Origin of the sequence: Rosenbergiella epipactidis (assembly GCF_018494055.1) — a bacterium.
Classification (GTDB): domain Bacteria; phylum Pseudomonadota; class Gammaproteobacteria; order Enterobacterales; family Enterobacteriaceae; genus Rosenbergiella; species Rosenbergiella epipactidis.
Window position 1 is genome coordinate 138,503 of the sequence record NZ_JABBFQ010000007.1, and the last position, 21,921, is coordinate 160,423.

17 protein-coding genes are annotated in these 21,921 nt (G+C 46.4%); 10 read left to right on the forward strand and 7 right to left on the reverse strand.

Going from position 1 to position 21,921, the window contains the following annotated elements; genetic code table 11:
* Window positions 1-8 precede the first annotated feature (8 nt).
* From HGT71_RS11910 to mntP, 3 genes are all read right to left on the reverse strand, one after another.
* On the reverse strand, window positions 9-1,844 hold the full coding sequence (locus tag HGT71_RS11910; RefSeq protein WP_214218004.1) for an ABC transporter ATP-binding protein: 1,836 nt from the start codon (window positions 1,842-1,844) through the stop codon (window positions 9-11).
* Window positions 1,845-2,043: 199 nt separating this feature from the next.
* Window positions 2,044-2,406 carry a protease inhibitor I42 family protein gene (locus HGT71_RS11915; protein ID WP_048912935.1) on the reverse strand — a complete coding sequence of 121 codons (363 nt, stop codon included), beginning with the start codon at window positions 2,404-2,406 and terminating at the stop codon, window positions 2,044-2,046.
* Window positions 2,407-2,439: 33 nt separating this feature from the next.
* Window positions 2,440-3,012, reverse strand: a complete 573-nt coding sequence (gene mntP, locus HGT71_RS11920; protein WP_048912936.1) for a manganese efflux pump MntP — start codon at window positions 3,010-3,012, stop codon at window positions 2,440-2,442.
* A gap of 247 nt (window positions 3,013-3,259) precedes the next feature.
* Here mntP and HGT71_RS11925 point away from each other — a divergent pair, with 247 nt between their 5' ends.
* Together HGT71_RS11925 and mqo are read left to right on the forward strand one after the other, a co-directional pair.
* Window positions 3,260-3,508, forward strand: a complete 249-nt coding sequence (locus HGT71_RS11925) for a DUF1158 family protein (protein WP_214218005.1) — start codon at window positions 3,260-3,262, stop codon at window positions 3,506-3,508.
* Window positions 3,509-3,886: 378 nt separating this feature from the next.
* Window positions 3,887-5,512, forward strand: a complete 1,626-nt coding sequence (mqo, locus tag HGT71_RS11930; RefSeq protein WP_214218006.1) for a malate dehydrogenase (quinone) — start codon at window positions 3,887-3,889, stop codon at window positions 5,510-5,512.
* A 33-nt stretch (window positions 5,513-5,545) separates the two neighbouring features.
* Here the strand turns inward: mqo and HGT71_RS11935 are convergent, their stop codons facing one another.
* Window positions 5,546-6,130 carry a LysE family translocator gene (locus HGT71_RS11935; protein ID WP_048912946.1) on the reverse strand — a complete coding sequence of 195 codons (585 nt, stop codon included), beginning with the start codon at window positions 6,128-6,130 and terminating at the stop codon, window positions 5,546-5,548.
* Window positions 6,131-6,271: 141 nt separating this feature from the next.
* Here HGT71_RS11935 and HGT71_RS11940 point away from each other — a divergent pair, with 141 nt between their 5' ends.
* The 8 genes from HGT71_RS11940 (at window position 6,272) to HGT71_RS11975 (ending at window position 19,601) form a co-directional block, all read left to right on the forward strand.
* The gene (locus tag HGT71_RS11940; protein WP_214218007.1) at window positions 6,272-7,762 is read left to right on the forward strand and encodes an aminotransferase-like domain-containing protein; all 1,491 of its coding nucleotides are present in this window, start codon (window positions 6,272-6,274) and stop codon (window positions 7,760-7,762) included.
* 54 nt (window positions 7,763-7,816) lie between these two features.
* Complete coding sequence (gene yhjD, locus HGT71_RS11945) at window positions 7,817-8,830, forward strand: inner membrane protein YhjD (protein WP_214218008.1); 1,014 nt, start codon at window positions 7,817-7,819, stop codon at window positions 8,828-8,830.
* 219 nt (window positions 8,831-9,049) lie between these two features.
* Window positions 9,050-10,384 carry an MFS transporter gene (locus HGT71_RS11950; RefSeq protein WP_214218009.1) on the forward strand — a complete coding sequence of 445 codons (1,335 nt, stop codon included), beginning with the start codon at window positions 9,050-9,052 and terminating at the stop codon, window positions 10,382-10,384.
* A 1,746-nt stretch (window positions 10,385-12,130) separates the two neighbouring features.
* Window positions 12,131-12,862, forward strand: coding sequence for a gluconate 2-dehydrogenase subunit 3 family protein (locus HGT71_RS11955; RefSeq protein WP_214218010.1), 732 nt, complete (start codon window positions 12,131-12,133; stop codon window positions 12,860-12,862).
* 16 nt (window positions 12,863-12,878) lie between these two features.
* On the forward strand, window positions 12,879-14,651 hold the full coding sequence (locus HGT71_RS11960) for a GMC family oxidoreductase (RefSeq protein ID WP_214218011.1): 1,773 nt from the start codon (window positions 12,879-12,881) through the stop codon (window positions 14,649-14,651).
* Between the two features lie 10 nt (window positions 14,652-14,661).
* Entirely contained in the window at window positions 14,662-15,969 is a 1,308-nt protein-coding gene (locus HGT71_RS11965) for a c-type cytochrome (RefSeq protein ID WP_214218012.1), read from the forward strand.
* Between the two features lie 739 nt (window positions 15,970-16,708).
* Window positions 16,709-18,643, forward strand: coding sequence for a 3D-(3,5/4)-trihydroxycyclohexane-1,2-dione acylhydrolase (decyclizing) (gene iolD, locus HGT71_RS11970; protein WP_214218013.1), 1,935 nt, complete (start codon window positions 16,709-16,711; stop codon window positions 18,641-18,643).
* Between the two features lie 118 nt (window positions 18,644-18,761).
* Complete coding sequence (locus tag HGT71_RS11975; protein ID WP_214218014.1) at window positions 18,762-19,601, forward strand: MurR/RpiR family transcriptional regulator; 840 nt, start codon at window positions 18,762-18,764, stop codon at window positions 19,599-19,601.
* Window positions 19,602-19,651: 50 nt separating this feature from the next.
* Here HGT71_RS11975 and HGT71_RS11980 read toward each other — a convergent pair whose 3' ends face one another.
* From HGT71_RS11980 to HGT71_RS11990, 3 genes are read right to left on the reverse strand one after another with little or no spacing between them, the layout of a single operon-like run.
* Complete coding sequence (locus tag HGT71_RS11980; RefSeq protein ID WP_244986507.1) at window positions 19,652-20,464, reverse strand: TIM barrel protein; 813 nt, start codon at window positions 20,462-20,464, stop codon at window positions 19,652-19,654.
* Window positions 20,465-20,479: 15 nt separating this feature from the next.
* Entirely contained in the window at window positions 20,480-21,376 is an 897-nt protein-coding gene (gene iolE, locus HGT71_RS11985) for a myo-inosose-2 dehydratase (RefSeq protein WP_214218015.1), read from the reverse strand.
* The gene (locus HGT71_RS11990) at window positions 21,373-21,852 is read right to left on the reverse strand and encodes a heme-degrading domain-containing protein (protein WP_214218016.1); all 480 of its coding nucleotides are present in this window, start codon (window positions 21,850-21,852) and stop codon (window positions 21,373-21,375) included. Before HGT71_RS11990 ends, iolE begins: the two co-directional genes overlap by 4 nt.
* Window positions 21,853-21,921: the final 69 nt, after the last annotated feature.

Consider the following 21,921-nt stretch of genomic DNA (forward strand, 5'->3'; position numbering starts at 1 on the left):
TTCACCAATCACTCATCGACGCCGACAAATCCGCCGGTCTGACGCTGCCACAACCGGGCATAAATACCTTGGTGTGCCAATAATTGTTGATGAGTCCCCTGTTCCGCGATTCGTCCTTGATGTAACACAATAAGGCGATCCATACGTGCGATAGTCGAGAGACGATGTGCAATAGCGATAACGGTTTTCCCGCTCATTAACGACTCTAGGCTCTCTTGTATCGCCGCTTCAACCTCGGAATCCAAGGCTGATGTCGCCTCATCCATAATCAAGATGGGTGCATTTTTTAATAGCACACGGGCAATTGCAATCCGTTGGCGCTGACCACCGGATAATTTAACCCCGCGCTCCCCGACTTGAGCATCAAGCCCGACGCGCCCTTCATTATCGGAGAGTTGAGGAATAAACTCGTCGGCCCGTGCACCAACAATTGCCGTAGCAAGCTCTTCCTCTGTCGCATCGGGACGGCCATATAACAGGTTATCCTTGATAGAGCGATGCAGGAGTGAGGTATCTTGGGTAATCATCCCGATTTGACTGCGTAAGCTATCTTGAGTGACCTGTGCAATATCCTGATGATCGATACTGATTTTGCCTTGCTCGACATCGTACATCCGCAATAATAGGCTCACTAAGGTCGACTTACCCGCCCCGGAGGAGCCGATTAAGCCAATTTTTTCACCGGGTTGGATAGTTAATGTGAGGTCATCAATAATGGTCCGTTCTCTCGAATAGCCAAAACGCACATGGTCGAACACGATCTCACCTTGTGTCACGGTCAGCTGTTTGGCCTGTGGCGCGTCTTGCACACTGAGGGGTTGAGAGACGGTTTTCATCCCATCTTGGACGGTACCAATATTATCGAAAATACCGTTAACGACCCACATAATCCATCCAGACATATTAACCAGACGAATAACCAGCCCAGTCGCGAGCGCGATGGCCCCGACGGAGATCAGCGATTGGCTCCACAGCCATAATGCTAATCCAGTAGTGGTGACGATTAATGCGCCATTCATGGTTGAAAGCGTCACGTCCATTGCCGTAATCATTCTACCGGCTAACTGCGTTTTTTCTGTCTGGTCTTGCAGGGTCTCGCGGGCGTTTTGCTCTTCGAGCGCACTGTGCGCAAACAGCTTTAAGGTAGCAATATTGGTGTAACCATCAACAATAAATCCCATTAATTTAGAGCGGGCTTCCGAAGAGACCACTGAGCGTTGCTTGACGCGTGGGACGAAGTAGCGCAATGCCGCAATGTAGATCACCATCCACACAATTAACGGGATCATCAATTTCCAATCGGTTTCGGCAAAAAGTACTAGGGAGGTCACGGCATAGATCACAACGTGCCAGATCGCATCGACAAGCTGTACCGCAGAGTCTCGTACCGAGTTACCGGTTTGCATAATACGTTGTGCAATGCGCCCAGCAAAATCGCCTTGGAAGAAGGATAGGCTTTGGCGTAAAACATACCGATGGTTTTGCCAGCGGATCATGCTGGTCATTCGCGGGTTAATCGTTTGGTGAATGAGTAAATCGTGCAACCAAATCATTACCGGGCGGATCACCAATGCGACTGCCCCCATCCACAAGAGAATCGGCCAATGCTCATGGAATATTGTTGCTGGCCGACTGTGGTTTACGAGGTCAATGATGGTACTTAAATAGCTGAAAAGCGCGACTTCAATGAGCGCACCAAGAAATCCCACCACCAGCAAGCCCGCAAAGCAAGGCCACACTTGCCGTAAATAAAAAAGATAGAAAGCGCCAATCGCTTTCGGTGGCTCGGCGCTCGGCGCCTCGCGAAAAATATCAATCAATCGTTCAAAACGCTCAGAAATCATAACTATACCGACTCTATGCAGTGCATGAACCCATAAGTTTACTGTAAAAACGATGGAACTGCCGCCTTCAGTAACGATTATTCGGGCCGTAGTCTGTACGAGGGAGGAATCCGTGGCAGGAAGAAAAGAGAAGATAGACTTATAATTTTATTCACGATCAGGCTGTCCCAGTAAGGGAAGCAGCCTCATGCAGAGTGACTTACTTGATCACCACAGGTACCGTTTTTTCTTGCCACGATGTTTTATCGAAAGCGCGACCGTAGATCAGCTGTAAGTGAACCGTCCCTGCTTGCTGAGCAAGGAAAGTGAAGGTTTGTTTACCTGAGCAGCCTACCGCACCTTTAGGGCAATCTTTATTTTGTTGATAATCACTTGAGACAAAAATTAAGGCTTGGGGCAATTTACTAATCATCCACTGATAACCGGTGGTGGGGTTACTCTCGACGGCTAACCGAACGATTTTCCCCTGCACAGCTTCAATTTTCGGCAGGGTATCTGCGGCGAATGCGGGTAACGACGAAAGCATCATCGCGCCCGTAAGCAGTGGAGTGATCATTTTCATACCGTTTTCCTCAAGTGTCAGCCGTAATAAGCGTTAGTTTAGTAAGCCGAGGTGTTCAATCAGAATCGATGTACCAATACCTATCAGCACGATACCCCCTAAAATTTCCGCCCATTTTCCTAAAACTGGACCGATAAATCGTCCGATGAGCATACCGGTGGTCGCCATAATGGTGGTGCTAATGCCAATGGTCAGTGCGGTCAGTACAATATTGACCTGCAGAAACGCTAGCCCAACACCGACAGCGAGTGCATCTAAGCTTGTCGCCACCGCCGTTAAGGCCAATACCATAAATCCATGGCGCTCAGGGGGAGTGACCTCCTCATCATTACGATGTCGTAATCCACCAATAACCATACGACCGCCGAGAACCGTAAGTAATACAAAGGCGATCCAGTGGTCCCAAGCCATCACATATTTACTGGCTGCTATACCGAGGGCCCACCCCAACAAGGGAGTCAATGTTTCAATCACCCCGAAAATCAGTCCTGTGCGTAAGGCTTCTTTAAGGGTGACCTGTTTGAGTACAGCGCCCTTACCTAAGGCTGCGGCAAAAGCATCCATCGACATGCCTAAAGCAAGAATAAGTGTAGTCAGTATGTTCATAATAATCTGAGTAGCTATACAAAGTAACAGTGATATTCCCTGTTCGGGAAGTCGTCATGCAGAGGAGTCTATCACGCAAAGCATAAAATAAAAAATCAATAAAATCATGCAGTTAAGTATAGCAAAGGCTATAACTTTTACCCTACTACATAAACGGGGCGCAAGCCGAGGATATTCTTGGTAAAATTAGTTTTTGTTTAAGAGTCAGTTGACATCACGCTCAACCTGAAGAAAAAACGAGTGCCCTATGAAAAATCCGCTTGAAACGCTCTTTATCCCCGCTGGAATCTTATTGCTGGGCTTTCTTTCGGCACTGTTGCTGCCTGCCCCGACGTTCGGTATTAGCGTGGCCAAATCCATCATGCAATGGTTCCATCTTATGGACCTTAATCAGCTCTATACCATTGTTTTTGCCTTGTGGTTTCTCTTTCTCGGGACGCTCGAGTACTTACTGATACGGTTTATTTGGCGGCGTTTTATCTCCAACGCATCGTGATCAATACGTGTTAAATTTAACAGTTAATTAACCGATATGTGACATAAATCACATTCACGATAAGACGATAATTATAATGATAATTATCATTAGCTTATGGAATAAAAGAGTAATTATTAGCAACACATATAATAATAATGCCGAGCGTGCCAATAATAAGAGAATAAATGAATAATTTATTGATTTATCGTTTAAAAATTTACAGAGAATTCTAGTTTTTTAGCGAAAATGACTGCGGCCGTTTTTCGAAAAATACTTCAAATCCGATGTTTAAATTAGACAGGGAAATGTTATATTTATCGGTATCTTACCGAGAGCTTCATTTACTGTCACCACGCTGTAAGCGGATCGGCGTCTTACAGAAGAGGATATTGCCTCATGTCGAAATCACCATTACACCTCTCCCTCTCAATGAGTGCGAGCCACGCTATGACTGCTAATGTACCCGACTCAGCTCCCCTCGATATGTTATTGATTGGCGCGGGGATCATGAGCGCCACACTGGGTACTTTTCTGCAAGAAGTTGAACCGACTTGGCGTCTTGAGATAGTAGAACGCCTGCCTGGCGTTGCCGAAGAGTCCTCAAATGGTTGGAATAATGCTGGGACTGGCCACTCGGCGTTGGCTGAGTTGAACTATACGCCGCAACGCGCAGATGGCTCGATTGATATCACTAAAGCGATTTCAATTAACGAAGCGTTTATGGTTTCTCGTCAATTCTGGGCGTCGTTAGTCGAACAAGGGCGCTTAGGCCAACCGAGCAGTTTTATTAACACCACGCCACATATGAGCTTTGTGTGGGGAGACGACAATGTCAATTTCCTCAGAAAGCGCGCAGAGAGTTTACGTAACAGTTGCTTATTCCGTGGCATGGCCTTTTCTGATGAAGCCGAAACGATCCAACAGTGGGCACCATTGATTATGAAAGGGCGTCGACCGGGAGAGAAAGTGGCGGCGACCCACTCGCCTTTCGGTACGGATGTTAATTTCGGTGAGTTAACCAAACAACTTATTGATAGCTTAGGTCAACGCGATAATTTCACCTTATCCCTACGCCAAGAAGTCCGCACTATTACGCGCTTAGAGAATGGCTTGTGGCAAGTCACGCTGCAAAACCTGATGAATAACACCTCGCGTACGGTGACCGCGAAACACATCTTTATTGGCGCGGGCGGGGGTGCGCTCCCTCTTTTGCAAAAAACTGGAATTGAGGAAGCGAAAAAGTTCGCCGGTTTCCCAGTCGGTGGCTCCTTCTTAGTGACCGAAAATCAAGCGTTAGTCCAGCAGCACTTAGCTAAGGTTTACGGTAAAGCCAGTGTCGGAGCACCGCCTATGTCGGTTCCCCATGTCGACACTCGCGTCCTTGACGGTAAACAGGTACTGCTGTTTGGGCCTTTCGCCACGTTCTCTACCAAGTTCCTAAAACAAGGCTCTTTACTCGATATGTTTGGCTCGATGACGCCAAATAATATTGTCCCGATGATGCAAGTCGGGGCGCGTAATTTCAGCCTAGTGAAGTATCTTATCGGGCAAGTGCTGCTTACCGATAAAGATCGCCTTGATGCGCTACGTGAATATGTTCCTCACGCGAAGGCGGAAGATTGGCGTTTAGTCGTTGCCGGTCAACGTGTTCAAGTGATTGAAAACGATGGAAGTAAAGGAGGTACCTTAAAACTGGGGACCGAAATTATTACCTCGCAAGATGGAACAATTTCAGCACTACTCGGAGCGTCGCCGGGTGCGTCAACCGCCGCGCAAGCGATGCTTGAGGTGATGGGGAGAATCTTTAAGGATGAGATCGCGTCAGAAAGCTGGCAACAGAAGATCAAGCAATTGATCCCATACTGGAAAACTGCGCTTAACGATGATGAAAAGGCTACTGAGCAGGTCTTGAAGCATACAAGCGAAGTGTTAGCACTTGATTATCCGACTCCGGAGAGTGTGCAAGCGACTGTTACGCTTAGCCCTTTACCTATCACCGAAGGTGAACCTCTTTCAGTGTGATAGAAAACGGCCTGCTTAGGCAGGCCGTCTATATTATGCCATGATCACTTCTACCAGCATCCAACTTGCTGTCATGACCAGCGTCAACGCCATCACGCTATTAAAGACCCAGCGTTTACTGGCATCTTGCAGTAAGCCACTCATCTTATCGCCCAGCATCGCCCAGATAATCACGCAAGGCAGCGTCATCAAGCCGTAGCTAAGTAACATCCAACTCAACGGAATGTCGGCCGCGTAGACCAGGGCAACGTTCAAACACATTAGCCATGCTTTAGGGTTTACTGCCTGAAACAAGACGGCCCCAAAAAAACTCATCGGTGTCGAAGCTTGGGTCAGTTCGGGCGCAGCAGAACGGAAAATTTTCCATGCGAGCCAGAATAAATATCCACTGCCTGCTAGCGTCAGCGGTATACGGATCATCGCCATCCAATGGAGGAGTTGCTCAAAGGCTAAAATGGAAAAGAGCAGTTGCACCAGACACCCAGCAATAATCCCTAGTACCATGGGTAAGGTCTTCTTCAAACCATAATTAACCCCAGAGGTCGCCAACATCACATTATTCGGGCCAGGTGTGACCGACATAACGACAACATAACTAATGTAAGAGGGATCAAGCATGATGAGTGTCCTGCAAATAAAGAGTGGGGCTATGCTACCTCAGCGATAAAAAGGGTAACAGAGACAAAAAAGACTTATTGTAATGAGTACAATTTCAGTTAAAGTGAATTGTACCCATTAAACTGACGACAAGGTGTATCCATGACAGAGGTCACGACTCGCTATCAGCAGCTTGCCGACGAATTCGCCACCTTAATTCACCAAGGAAAGATCAAGGCAGGACAGAGGCTACCCGCCATTAGACGTGTTGCTGAAACCCATCAAGTGAGTGTCAATACTGTGCTTGCGGCATGGCAGCGCCTAGAGAATCGAGGGTTGGTTGAAGCTAGGCCTCAGTCAGGATTTTACGTACGCAGTGTACTCGCAGAGGTTGCTACTTCCGCACCCAGGCAGCTAAAGCCTCGCGAACTCGGACGGGAAAAGATGGCGTTAATCGAGGCGGCATTCGCCGCTCAGCGTAATCCGGCTTACACCAATATTTCCCTCGCCTGCCCTCAGCATGAAGACTTTTTCCCCACCGCTAAGCTGACAAAAATTGCCGCCTCGCTATTACGCAGACGGCCTGACATCATTTCTAAATATGCACTGCCTAATAATGGTGAACCGCTACGCGAACAAATCGCCAAGCGCGCCCTCTATTCGGGCTTATCGCTGTCCGCCGAGGAGATCATTATTACTCACGGCTGTTCAGAAGCGATTCAATTAGCCTTGCGGGTCGTCACCTCTCCCGGTGACTGTATTGGCGTTGAAAGCCCGACCTACTTCTTCCTTTTTCCTTTACTGGCAGAACTGGGATTGAAAGCCGTCGAGATCCCAACGGATCCTCGAAAAGGGATCAAAATGGATGTGCTCGAATTGATGTTGAAAGAGAAACGGATCTCCGCGCTAATCACCATCCCGACGGTCCACAACCCATTAGGCTTTACCTCCTCTGTCGCAGATAAAAAAAGGTTGGCGCAGTTAGCACAACATTATCAATTACCGATAATCGAAGACGGTATTTATAGCGAGTTACAATTTCACACTCCGGAATCACCGGCGGTGAAAAGCTTTGATAAAGAAGGTTGGGTCATTTACTGCACCAGCTTTACCAAAACCCTCGCGCCGGATTTTCGTATTGGCTGGATGATGGCGGGCCGTTTTCACGATGCAATCTCTCGCCTAAAAGGCTTGAGCACATTAGGCGAGTCGGCTCTCTTAACCTCTACCTTAGCCGAATTTATCGCTAATGGCGGCTATGACCACCACTTACGCTCACTGCGCAGGCGCTATGCCAGCAATATGGATAAGGTCAGAGATATGATTTCGCGCTATTTCCCGGAAGGGACGCAGGCGACTCGACCAACAGGTGGATTCGTTTTCTGGGCAGAGCTGCCCGGAAAAATTAATACCGTTGATTTGTTCGAACAGTTATTGAATGAACGTATCTGTGTTACCCCTGGCTCGCTCTATTCCCTCAGCGACCACTATCACCATGCGCTACGCTTATCCTGCTGCTATCCTTTTGATGAGCGCTACCGTTATGCATTGCGCCGTACTGGTGAACTGGCCTGCGAAATGACGGGGATCCCCCCGCAAGATTTTCAGATGACGGCAGCATTACCTCTCGGCGAAGGCAACAGCGAAGCATAAGCTATACTGTAATAAAAAGACCTTTAACGCCCAAACCACAATGATGGAATTTTTATGGTTGAGACAAAAAATAATTCAAAGCAGGATAACGAAGACCACGAAGCATCGGTGATCCCAATTAAAACGGGGAATACCTCGGTGGATCACTCCATTAAGCAGGCTTCACGCTTCTATATTTGGTTTACTTCCCTTAAACCCGTGGACCACTTTTTACGGGCGATTGAGCGCTTTAATGATCGCTTAGGAAGCCAATTCGGTGCCGCAATCACCTACTTTTCCTTTCTATCATTAATTCCTATCTTAATGGTTTCCTTTGCGGCGCTCGGCTTTGTGTTGGCTTCAAACCAAGCGTTGCTTTCAGAGTTAATTGATAAAATCGTCAATAGTATTAGTGATCCAACCCTGACCTCAACATTAAAAAATACTGTTAATACGGCTATTCAACAGCGTACCACTGTGGGGATAACCGGATTATTGCTGGCCCTCTATTCAGGGATCAGCTGGGTAGGAAATCTTCGCGAAGCCATTCGTGCCCAGTCCCGCGACGTGTGGGAACGCGCGCCGAAGGATCAGGAGAAAATGTGGCATAAGTATTTACGCGATTTCATCTCGCTAACTGGCTTAGTGATAGCGTTGGTGATTTCCGTTTCACTCAACTCCATTGCCGGTTCTGCACAATCAACAATCATCAGTGCATTAGGATTAGATCATATCAGCTGGTTACGCCCTCTGATCACGGTGAGCGCGTTGTGTATATCAATAGGATGTAACTACTTAATATTTCTCTGGATTTTCTGGATACTCCCTCGCCATAAGCCCCATAAAAAAGCCCTTTTCCGTGGCACTTTATTAGCGGCAATAGGTTTCGAGCTGATTAAGTTTATTATGACCTTTACCTTACCTAAATTAGCCTCCTCACCGTCGGGCGCGGCATTCGGTTCAGTATTAGGGTTAATGGCTTTCTTTTATTTCTTTGCCCGCTTAACGCTATTCTGCGCGGCATGGATAGCGACAGCCAATCCTCCTGCTGCTGAAACAAAAGAAGATAACGCGCCAACAACGCATTAATCTGACGATAGGCTAAATTAAATAAACTATTTTTTTTAGCCTATTTTTAGCGTATCCCACCAGCTTATTCTCTATTCCCAGATAACTTCGTTTGTCTAATGCCCTGTCACTACGATTATTCGCTATAGAGCCTGTGCGGCGGCGTGTCAGTTAATTGAACCATGCGGCATGCCTGCGTAATATGATTTTCCGATGTAACAAAAATAAGAAAATGGAATTATGCAAACTTCAGAAACTCTGGCAGAAGCTGCTCAGCAGGCTCCCCCCATCAATTCACGCAATAAAGTGATCATCGCGTCTTTAGTCGGTACGGCAATTGAATTCTTCGATTTTTATATTTATGCCACGGCAGCGGTTATCGTTTTTCCGCATATCTTTTTTCCGCAGGGTGATCCGACCGTTGCAACGTTACAGTCGTTAGCGACTTTCGCTATTGCCTTCATTGCCCGCCCGATTGGCTCAGCACTCTTTGGCCATTTCGGCGATAAAGTCGGCCGTAAGGCAACCTTGGTCGCATCATTAGTCACCATGGGTGTCTCTACGGTGGTTATCGGCTTACTCCCTAGCTATCAAACCATTGGTGTGGTTGCACCACTGCTTTTGGCATTGGCTCGATTTGGCCAAGGACTAGGGCTTGGTGGCGAATGGGGGGGAGCGGCATTACTCGCAACAGAGAACGCGCCAGCAAAAAAAAGAGCATTGTATGGCTCTTTCCCACAACTGGGCGCACCGATCGGCTTTTTCTTTGCTAATGGCACCTTTTTATTGCTCTCTTGGTTGCTGACCGACCAACAGTTTATGCAGTGGGGATGGCGCGTACCCTTTATCCTGTCAGCAGTCCTCGTCATTGTTGGGCTTTATGTGCGGGTATCGTTACACGAAAGCCCGGTGTTTACTCAAGCTAAACAGTCACAGCAGCACGTTAGCCTGCCTATCGGTACATTGTTTAGTAAACACTTTAGGGCAATGGTATTAGGCACATTTATCATGTTGGCGACCTATACCCTATTTTATATCATGACGGTTTATTCCATGAGCTATGGCACGGCCCCTGCACCGCAAGGACTGGGCTTTTCCCGGAATAGTTTTTTATGGATGTTAATGGTGGCGGTGATCGGATTTGGTGTCGCGATCCCTATTGCCGGGATCTTGGCGGATCGCTTCGGTCGTCGCTCTACGATGATCGCGATTACCCTATTGATCATTGTTTTCGCTTTACTGTTTCCCTCTATTTTGGCCAGCGGGTCACAGTGGTTGGTAATGCTATTCCTGACGCTTGGGTTAACAATTATGGGCTTAACTTTCGGTCCAATGGGGGCTTTGTTACCCGAACTTTTTCCCACCGAGGTTCGCTACACTGGAGCATCCTTCTCCTATAACTTGGCATCAATACTGGGTGCTTCTGTGGCGCCTTATATTGCGACGTGGCTAAATGCCAAATGGGGACTGTTCGCGGTCGGCCTTTACCTTGCATCAATGGCTGTGCTGACATTGATCGCGCTAATGATGAGCAAAGAGACGCGACACACGACACTTTACCGGCAGCGTTCTTAACTCCCTCCCTGCTGTTCAGGAGAAGTATTTCTGATATTTCGATAATAAAGGGTCACCCTCACAGAGGGTGCTTATGAGAGTGGATCCTTTTAAGGAGAGTGAACAATACCTGTATCAACTTTCGCTTTCCTATCTCTGTAACGTTATACGCATGGTGGTTCGACGAAGAGGGTGAGGATATTATGGTTCGAGTTGACGGTCATTTTTCATGTGCTTGATGCTACCATTTCGGGGTATGGACTGGCTTATGTTCCTGAAGAAATCGCACTACCCTACATAGAAAATGGAGGGATCTGGTACGCGTACTTTGAAAATAGTCGCCACTTTGGAAATGGTTTTTATCGTTATTCCCCCAGCCGACATCACGACTCGCCCCTTCACAGCACCTATTGAATATTTTGGTTGATAAAAGGCCTGTGGTATTAAGTTGCTAACCTTGTGGCGTTTCGACCGGCTGGTAGGAATGTGTTACCTCTGTCCAGAAGTATTTCCCGACAATCAGTATTGTCACACAGTAGCTTTATTGTAGACGCTCAGCATTCCAATAACCGCTTCTCGTGGAGTGGACTGATAAAGAATGGTTTACCGTAGTATGTAAGACAATAGCCGATTATGCTTCAACTATCGCTATCTTGATGGTGAAAAGGCAATGGGTGCATCACTGTTCAGGGCAACGTACAAAATCTTAGTGCAAAGCATTTCCATCGAGTAATGACTCTATCAAACCTGACGACAATGAATTCATATTTCCAAGTGAGTATTGCCGGTTTTTATCTTTTGGCCGCACACGCGCATTGACCCAATTTCTCTCACCACAACTGCCCGTAATTACAAATTTTAACAGTACACCATTATTTCTATTGAAATTAATAATTTTAACTTAGCTATTTGATTCAAATAAAATATCCGAGTTAATGTGATAGGCTCCTCGTTTTTTGATAGCGCTGCGCTAGACACAAGGTGCTTGCCAACAATATCATAAATACACATAATCGTAACATATTGTTATCAAGACAGTTAATCTGAGGATAAAATATTTATCAACATCCTCTGATTTGGAGATATGAAGAGGCTGATTTAAGCTATGGGATTAATACTTTATGAACCAGTGTGATTAACCTTGAGCAAAAAAAACAACAAAGTAAAGTGAAAAAATCAACCGTAGACAACCCAGTAGCGCTGGCTGGAGTATCCTCGGTAATGTAGGCGATTCGACAAATGCGGCACTGATAGTACAACGGTATGATTGAGATTAAGCATACAATGTCGTGGTTACCTACCTGCGTGATACGCCGTCTAGATAGCGAATGGATGTGCTGGTTTGCAAGAATGATGCACTGGCTTTTGATGCCATGCAGGCAATACGTGATAATAATGAGTAATTACAGTTCGGCTTGGTGGTATTAATGATATTGATGAAGCACAGACTTCGACTTGGAAGCTTATTGGCTGGAATCAGCTTACTGAAGCGATTAATTGGTTATTCGATAGTGTTGCCAATAAAAGGGGAGACTGACGTAACGATGAATTTTGGATCAAACGGTCTCACCTAAAGGTTAGCTAATGTATTACGCTGTCATTGACTACTATGACGGTATTTTATTGAAGAGAAATGTCAGTCACTTTGTCTCTTCACGCTTCTACTCAGAATCTAAAACAACACTGTCTATTAGATAAACTCGTATAATTCATTTTAAGTGAGCGTGTTTTCATGTAGTCGGTGACTCTACTCCTATGGAGCATCGTATGGAACGTCGATATTTTATTAAAACCGGGATGGTTCTTGCCATGACAGGGACCGCTGCATCTATATTTAAACCCGCAGGGGCCGCAGACAATGTATTGTCGGGAGGTAAACTCTGGCGTGCTAAGCAAACCCCCCCTCCAACTCCCGCCGATCCTACTCGAAGACTATTTTTCACCGAGCGTGAATCTCAGTTAGTAACATCGATTTTCGATCGCCTGATCCCTGCAGATGAACTCAGTATTAGTGCCTCTCAAGCAGGCTGTGTGGTATTTATCGATAACCAACTCGCAGGCGCCTACGGCCGAGCTAACTGGCGATACAATGTGGGTCCTTTTGAAAATGGCACTGCTTCTCAGGGGAATCAATCACCTTTGACCCCTGCAGAGATATATCGCAAGGGGTTGGCTGAATTAGATGTCCATTGTCAGAAGCTGTTAGGGAAATCATTTACTGAATTAGATGACGAGGCTAAAGACAGCTATCTGGAAAAAATGGAAGCTGGCCAGTTCACTTATGCAACGCTTTCTGCCAAAGGCTTTTTTAGTCAATTACTCAGCAATGTTCAGGAGGGCTTTCTCGCTGATCCAATTTATGGTGGTAACCGTAACATGGTGGGTTGGAAAATGATTGGTTTCCCTGGTGCACGCTACGATTATCGCGACTATGTACGATTGAAAGGACAGAAACTCAATATTGAACCTATCAGTATTATCGACCTCCTGAAAGCTTAATTAAAAAAGGTTAAATATGAATTACACCAGACCTAAAGCTGATGCTGTTATTGTCGGCCTTGGTTGGGCCGGTTCTCTTATGGCAGAAGAACTGACTCGTGCCGGATTAAATGTTGTCGCGATTGAACGTGGTCCTTGGGAACAAACTCAGACTAATTTCTCCCCAGCGATTGCCGCTGACGAACTCCGTTATGGGGTCCGTCGTGAGATTTTAAAACCCCCGAGCGTCGAGACCCTGACGTTTCGTAATGATAGCAGTCAGAAAGCGCTACCCGCACGCGACTGGAATGCCTTTCAGATGGGCTTCAGCGTGGGGGGTGCCGGTAAGCACTGGGCAGCGAATGCCTGGCGTTTTAATCCATCTGATTTTGAAATGGCCACGCGCCTACGTGATCGTTACAATAACATGCCACTGGCCGATGGCCTGATTGTTCAGGATTGGGGGGTTAGCTATACGGAACTAGAACCGTTCTACGATCGCATCGAGAAAATTGCCGGTATTTCCGGGAAGGCCGGCGTACTGAACGGAGAGAAACAGGCGGGTGGTAATCCGTTTGAAGGCAGTCGCAGTAGCGAATATCCAACTCCACCGCTGGTACGTTCCCATTGGAACGATAAGTTTCATCAGATCACAGAAAAAATGGGTTACCATCCTTTCCCAATACCGGCTGGTACGATCGGGGCTGCCTATACTAATCCGCTTGGTATTAACCTTGCGCCCTGTACCTACTGTGGCTATTGCGGCTTCTATGGTTGTGGTAACTGGTCGAAATCATCCCCCAACATTTGTGTTATACCCGCGCTGATGGATCGCACCAATTTCACCTTGCTGACGGAATGTACTGCCTTACATATTGATAAAGCGGAAGATGGAAAAACGGTGACTGGTGTGACCTTCCTTGATTCTGATGGCAATACTGGTTTTCAGCCAGCGGATATCGTCTGTCTTTCGGCATACCAGTTAGATAATGTGCGTTTGCTGTTGCTGTCTAAAATTGGTCAAGCCTACGATCACGCTACCGGAGAAGGGACATTGGGTCGTGCCTACAACTATCAGACCATGTCGATGGGCTATCTCTACTATGAAAATGAGCAGATGAATCCGTTTATCTCGACCGGTGCGCTTTCTACCCAAATTGACGATTTTAACGGCGATAATTTTGACCATTCTGGCTTAGGTTTCCTCGGCGGTGCCGGGATTCAGGCGCTCTCTGACCAAGGCACACCACTGAGTATGACTGACCGTTTGCCACCTAATAGCAAAATGTGGGGCTCAGAATGGAAAAAGGCTTTTCAAAAAAGCTACCAAAACTACGCCAAGATCCAAGGGCAGGGCACATCCTATTCCCATCGTGACTCTTACCTCTCTCTAGATCCAAATTATAATGATGCCAATGGTCAGCCGCTACTACGGCTTACATTCGACTATAACCAGAATGACCGTTTAATGGCGCGCTATATCCGCGATCGTATTGAAGATATTTGTAAAGTCTCTGGTGCCAGTAGTTGGGAAACGGAAGCCTTCCCGGATAAGCACAATTCTCCGTTCCGAGCCTACGATAGCTCGCATACTATCGGTGGTGCGGTCATGGGTAAAGATCCTGCTACATCGGTACTGAATCGTTATCAGCAGCATTGGGACGCGCACAACTTGTTCGTGCTGGGCGCCTCATCATTCCCGAACAACGGTGGCTATAATCCGACTATTACACTCAGTGCGCTAACGTTATGGACGGCACATGCCATCGTTAACGATTACATAAAAAACCCAGGCCCACTGGTCAGTTAAGGAGAACGTGATGGCGAATAAATTACGACGTATTGCACTCGCGGTTGGCGCAGTAGTCTTGGTAGGAGGAATAGGTTATACCGGACTGGTTCAATACGGATTACACAAACGCTACCCTCAAACCGTAAGGATCGAAGAGGGTGCTGGCCTTAAGGACCAGATAGCACGGGGAGAGTATATCGCGCGCTTATCTGACTGTACCGCCTGTCACACCAAAGATGGTGGGCAACCTTTTGCGGGGGGCTATAAATTGGAGACACCCTTTGGTGCCATCCTGTCCTCGAATATTACCTCAGATAAAGAAACCGGCATTGGTGGCTGGACTCAAGAGCAATTTGATCGTGCAGTGCGTCATGGTGTTGGTTCATACGGTAACCTATATGCGGCGATGCCTTACAATGCTTACGCCAAATTGACTGATCAGGACCTAACAGACCTGTGGGCCTATATTCGGACTATACCTGCAGTAAGTAATAAGGTGGTGGAAAACCAACTCCCTTTCCCATTTAATCAACGCTGGATACTCGCGGGCTGGAACCTACTATTTTTCAAGGATCAGGTATTCCAGGAAAACACGCAAGTGAGCCCAGAGGTCAATCGTGGCGCATATCTGGTTGAGGGTGCAGGTCACTGTGCGTCTTGCCATACGGCAAAAAACCTCCTAGGGGGTGATTCTTCCGCTTATTTGCAGGGAGGGACTTTACAGGGCTGGTTTGCACCGGATCTTACCCCAAATCCCCATACAGGTCTGGGTCACTGGAGTCGCGAAGATATCGTCAACTATTTGCGCGCTGGGACTAATAGCAAAACTGCCTCATCAGGCCCGATGACTGAAGCGATTGAAAATTCAACTCAATATATGAGTGAGAGCGATCTGCACGCTATCGCGCAATATCTGCACTCACTGCCCGCATCGCAGAGCACCATCCCTGCCGCGATTGATAGCCAACAGAACGCGATGTTGGTGGGTAAAAAAATATATGAATCACAGTGTAATGCCTGCCATCTCTCGGATGGGTCAGGGGTTAGAAACATGATTCCATCGCTCGCCGGTAATGCGCAGGTGAACTCAGCTGATGCATCCAGCCTGCTTAACGTTGTGCTAAATGGCAGTCAAGGACCATTCACCCATGCTAATCCGACGGCTGCAGGTATGCCGGCGTTTGCCTGGAAACTTTCTGATAGCAATATTGCAGATGTGATGACCTATATACGCAATAGATGGGGGAACGCTGCTCAACACGTATCCAGTGAACAGGTTGAGAAAGCCCGCCAATCTACTCATGCTTCAGAATGGCTGGGTGCGGATAAAAATTAAGCTGTAGATTCGCTACGTAAGGATATTATGCGCAATACTAACCTGTAAATCTCAGCATCATAGCGGCAGGTTCTCACGAATTTTGGTGCGACGTATGAGTGAAATAGTAAGCTAATGCGAATCTAAAACTTGAATGATTAAGAGGCCAATAGAGACATTTTTCTATTAGGCCTCTTAATTTTTACCGCATGCGAATTACTCTAGATTGAAAAGCAAGCGTAACGATAACCTATCCTAATAACCTCATTATGACGAGGAGTAGAGCGATTGTTGGCCAGAGCCACGGTACAAAGGCCTCGATGCCGATCGTTAGCTAGCAATGACCTTCTGCATAAATAGTGTCAGTATCACAATACGTTCGCCTACATTTTCAAGGATAAATCACCCGAATAGTGCTGAGCGAGTTAAATTGTTGCAACAAGGAAATGAAGTACTCTTTATTGTAATAACACCCTTGCCAGTGCTGTTAGATTCATTAGTTCTGTTAGCTCTGCTTGCACTGGTTCGAGTACTTAGAAAACGCTAAAGCATTTCCTCCCCTTCTGATTGCTTAGGGGAAGTATTTATAACTCTCTCAAAATACCCTATCCATTTAACCTTAACGTTTAAGCCAGCTTACACAGTTTCGTGCTTATATTACGCTAAAGATATGACCCTCCTCTCAAGATTAAATAAATTTTTTGTTTTTTTTAGAAATGAAACTTATTTTCTATAAAAGGCAAAAATTATAGGACGAGATATGAAAACGCTTCGCTTAACGATGGCCCAAGCTTTAGTTCGATTTTTAAATAATCAATACATTGATATTGATGGCCGCTGTGAACGCTTTGTTGAAGGGGTCTTCACTATTTTTGGGCACGGCAATGTTTTAGGCTTAGGGCAGGCATTAGAGGAAGACCCAGGTCACCTTAAAGTTTGGCAGGGCCGTAATGAACAAGGGATGGCACATGCCGCCATAGGTTTTGCACGTCAGCATTTACGGCAAAAAATTATTGCCTGTAGCGCCTCTGTCGGCCCTGGTTCAGCAAACATGTTGACTGCAGCTGGGACGGCTACAGCTAATCGTATCCCTCTTTTGCTTTTACCAGGAGATGTGTTTGCCAGCCGCCAACCGGACCCCGTTCTTCAGCAAATAGAACAACCTCATGACCTTTCCCTTTCAACAAATGATGCATTTAAGCCATTGAGTAAATATTGGGATCGTATTGTGCGCCCAGAACAGTTGATGTCAGCCTGTATCAATGCCATGCGTGTCTTGACGGACCCTGCTGAAACGGGAACTGTTACACTATGCCTGCCACAAGATGTACAAGGCGAAGCCTACGAGTATCCTGAAAGTTTCTTCACGAAACGCGTACATACTCCTGGCCGTCGACTACCGAGCGAACAAGAACTTGAACAAGCCATAAGCCTCCTTACTGCTAGCCGCACCCCCTTAATTGTCTGCGGCGGAGGGGTAAAGTATGGGCAAGCTAATAAGGCTTTACTTAAATTTGCGGAGCAGTTTTCAATTCCCTTTGTGGAAACGCAAGCAGGAAAAGGCGCTATCCCATCGGCACATCCGCTAAATATGGGGGGAGTAGGTGAAACAGGCTCCTTAGCAGGAAACCTATTAGCGCAAGAGGCTGACCTAGTGATTGGGATGGGTACCCGTTATACGGACTTCACCACCTCATCAAAATGGATATTTCAACACCCGGAAGTTAAATTCTTAAACATTAACGTTTCTCGATTTGATAGCTACAAACTGGATGGTATCCAAGTGGTAGCGGATGCAAAGGTCGTATTAGAAAGATTATCAGAAAAAATCACAACCTTTACGCACTCTTGGCAGACTACTCCTGTAGAGGCAAAAAAACGTTTCACTGATGAACTCCAACGACTCTATCATCCTCATACTGACAAAGACATACCGCAACCAGAAGTCAAAGACAGTATGGATACTGATACACTCTTCAAGGAGGTTCAGAAGATTCATGGTACAACGCTATTGCAGACCCATGCACTAGGTATCATTAATCAGTGTATTCCGCAAAAAAACGTCGTAGTGGCTGCCGCGGGAAGCCTACCCGGTGACTTACAACGACTTTGGCAAAGCCCAGGGAATAATAGTTACCATGTTGAATACGGCTATTCATGCATGGGATATGAGGTCAATGCGGCACTTGGCGTTAAACTGGCAGAGCCCGACCATGAGGTATACGCCTTACTCGGCGATGGCTCCTTTATGATGCTACATTCTGAGCTAGTCACTTCGCTACAAATGGGCAAAAAAATCAATGTGCTCTTGTTTGATAATATGGCCAATGGTTGTATCAACAACTTACAGATGGGCCAAGGCATGGGAAGCTTCTGTACAGAATTTCGCTATCATCATGAACCCTCGGTCTTCCCGCAAGGCGAATTGATCCCCATAAATTATGCAAAAATAGCCGAGGGCTACGGCTGTAAAGTTTACGAAGTAAAAAATGAACAGGAGTTGATTGAGGCATTAAAAGATGCGGAAAACCAAACGCGTTCAACCTTGATTGACATCAAAGTCCTACCGAAAACAATGGCCCATGGTTATATGAGTTGGTGGCATGTTGGTACAGCACGTGTCTCGTCCAACCCCGCTATTCAAGAAGCAGCCGTAAAGCTTGAACAGCAGTTAACACGCGCTAGACCCTACTAAATCGCCATAGTGACAGTTTGAGCCTAACGAGTTAGTCCGTTACACTACCGATATAAAATAGAACAATAATTTCATTTTATGTCGGTTATTCTCTCATTTTGAAATCAGGGGAAGCATTGTGTCGGTTCAGAAAACCCAATTATCAATTTTACAGGATGATATACGCAGTCGGTACGACTCGCTAAGTAAGCGGCTCAAGCAAGTCGCTCGGTATTTACTCGATAACAGTAATAATGTCGCTTTCGATACGGTAGCTTCTATTGCCCAGAATGCCGAGGTTCCCCCCTCAACGCTTATCCGTTTCGCCAACGCTTTTGGTTTCAAAGGTTTCAATGATATGAAACAAGTCTTCCGTCAACATTTGATGGAAGAAACGGCTAGCTATACAGAAAGAGCAAGAATATCCCGTAATAGAATTAATATCGGTAATGAAAGTCCTCCCGAAAAACCGAAAGAAATTTTAGATATGTTTGCGCTTGTTAATAGTCAGGCCTTACAGCAGTTATCAACACATATCGATGAACAGCAACTGTGCCAGGCTATTTCCATACTTGACCAAGCAGAAAATATTTATGTCATTGGTCTTAGACGGTCGTTTAGTGTCGCGAGCTATTTAATTTATGCTTTACGCCACCTTGAACGTCGAGCTTTCCTGATCGATGGATTGGGAGGCATGTTCACTGAACAACTCAGCATGGTCAGCCCTAAAGACGTCGTTGTCGCGATTAGCTATTCACCATATTCTAATGAGGTCCTCGAACTGGTTGAACTAGGGGCCAAGCGAGGCGCACGCCAAATTGCTATTACCGACAGTATGGTCAGCCCCTTAGCGGCGTTCAGTGACGTGTGTTTTGCCGTAAGAGAGGCTCAACTTGATGGCTTTCGCTCTCAAGTCGCTTCGATGAGCCTTGCGCAAACTCTTGCTGTGTCCTTAGCTTTGCGCAGTGCAGATACTTAATTCTCTTAATACATAGTATAAAAACAGCCCCAACCATGGGGCCTAGGTCGTTAGCTAAGCGTAAAGGCATCTCGAAAGCGGTTCAATGCAATGGCCGTTGTCTGTGAGGGGAAAGCTTCCAATCCAATGACTCCATCATACCCTAATGTCCCGAGTACTTTGGCAATGGCGGGGTAGTTAATTTCACCGGTACCGGGTTCTTGGCGACCAGGTACATCCGCAACTTGGATCTCGCCAAGATAAGGTAATGATTTTCGACACAATTCAATCAGTTGACCTTCACCAATTTGCGCATGATATAAGTCAAGATTCATTTTCAACCAAGGGCTATCGACTGCAGAGACTAATGTGAAGGTATCAATAGCTCGGGCAAAAGGCGTCCCCTTATGGTCCACTGCTGTATTAAGATTTTCTAAGATAAATAATTGCTGATAACGCTCGCCCAGCGCGGCTAGTTGGCATAACGTTTTGTACGCACGTATCCACATTTCACCGCAAACCGTTTCTAAGGGTACAACCGGTATTCCCCCCTCACCGAGCCCCGTTCCATGGAGGTTTAATGCGCGACAATTGATCTTTTTAGCCGCATGGATAGAAAGCTCGGCCGTATCAAGCAGCGTTTTAATTCCTTGAGGCTCGAGGAGATTACCCTCGATATAGCCTGTCATCGATGTGAAGGTTGCCCCACTCTCTGCTAATGAGGAGAGATCTTTTTGCGTCCAATCCCACAGTTCGACACAAAAACCTTCTTGCGTTAACTGGTTAACACGCTGTTCAAAAGGTAACTCGGTGTACAACATCTCTGCACACGCTGCCAGTTTGAAGGGGCTATTGTTTAGAGTATTGGTATAATTGTCTTGCATAATCTCTTTCCTTGCCTAAATCCCTGCATGTTGACGAAGGTAATCACGAGCTTTTATTGCATACTCCAATGGATTGGCCAGCGCAGGATCTTGCTCTGCTTCGACCACCATCCAACCTCGATAACTACTGTGATCAATCGCAGTGAATAAAGGCCTAAAATCAATAATGCCATCGCCGGGCACGGTAAATATGCCCGCTTTGACGGCCGCCAGAAATGAGCGATTGTCGGCTTTAACTTGAGCAATGATTTGAGGACGACAATCTTTAAGATGAATATGTGCCACGCGAGGTAATGTTTTCCTTAACACGTCTTCTACTGCTTGCTGACTGCCTTCTGAGGCAAAAATGTGCCCGGAGTCAAAGAGCAATGAGACACTATCCGGTGTTGCATCGAGAAAACGATCGATTTCCGCAGGTGTTTGTACTCCAGTGCCCATATGATGATGTAAACAAACTCTCATTCCATGGTCTTCCGCAATCAGTGCCAACTGACGATAACCCTCGGTAATTTTTCTCCATTGCTGGCTATTCCACTGCGGTCGCTGTCCATACATCGGCGTTGTACATCCTTGAGTACTGCCACTCTGTTCAGAACAGCCAATCACTTTTGCACCAAGACACTGTAAGAAACGCAGATAAGGGAGGTAAGTATCAACCGTTGTTTTGAGCGGAGCATCTGCGAACCACGTACTAAACCATGAATTACAAATTTGTAAGTTCCGCAGATCGAGCGCTTTGCGCAGAACCTCTACATCCTTTGGATATTGTCCGCCTATTTCACAGCCCTGATACCCCGCTAAAGCCATTTCGCTCAAGCATTGTTGCCACGTATTCTCGCTCCCTAGATCTGGCAGGTCATCGTTGGTCCAGCCAATAGGGGCTATACCCAGCTGAATATGGTCTTTTTTCATAATATCGCATCTCGGGCGTCTAACAGATGTTGAAGGCCACTGATAGCTAAAATATGGTCCTGCTCTGAAGGTAAACCACTGAGTGTGACCGCCCCTAACACTGCGCCAGATTCATGAAGGATGGGGAAACTCCCGCCGTGGTCGCAATATTCGGCTTGATCGATATAAGATTTGTTCTCCATCGGCTGACCAGCCTGTGCATAAGTTAACCCCATAAATAAGGATGAGTGTCCAGTACGTAAGACAGTATTACGCTTTCTCTTCATCCACTCGATATTATCAATCACTGAGCCTGACAGCGCGCTGAAAAAGAGAGGCTGTCCAAATGCCCACACTTCAATCGCTACAGGCAAATGTTCCACCTGCGCTTTATTACGTATGAATACGCCAATTTGCCAAGCATCTTCAAAGGTCAGATGCTTTAATCGATACTTTTGCTCTTGCTGTGAGACAGCCTCTATTGTTAATGACGCCATAAATCCCCCGAAGAAAAAGAAAGTCACTAGCAAGACCAGTGACTTTTAGCGTAGCCCGACAATAACGCT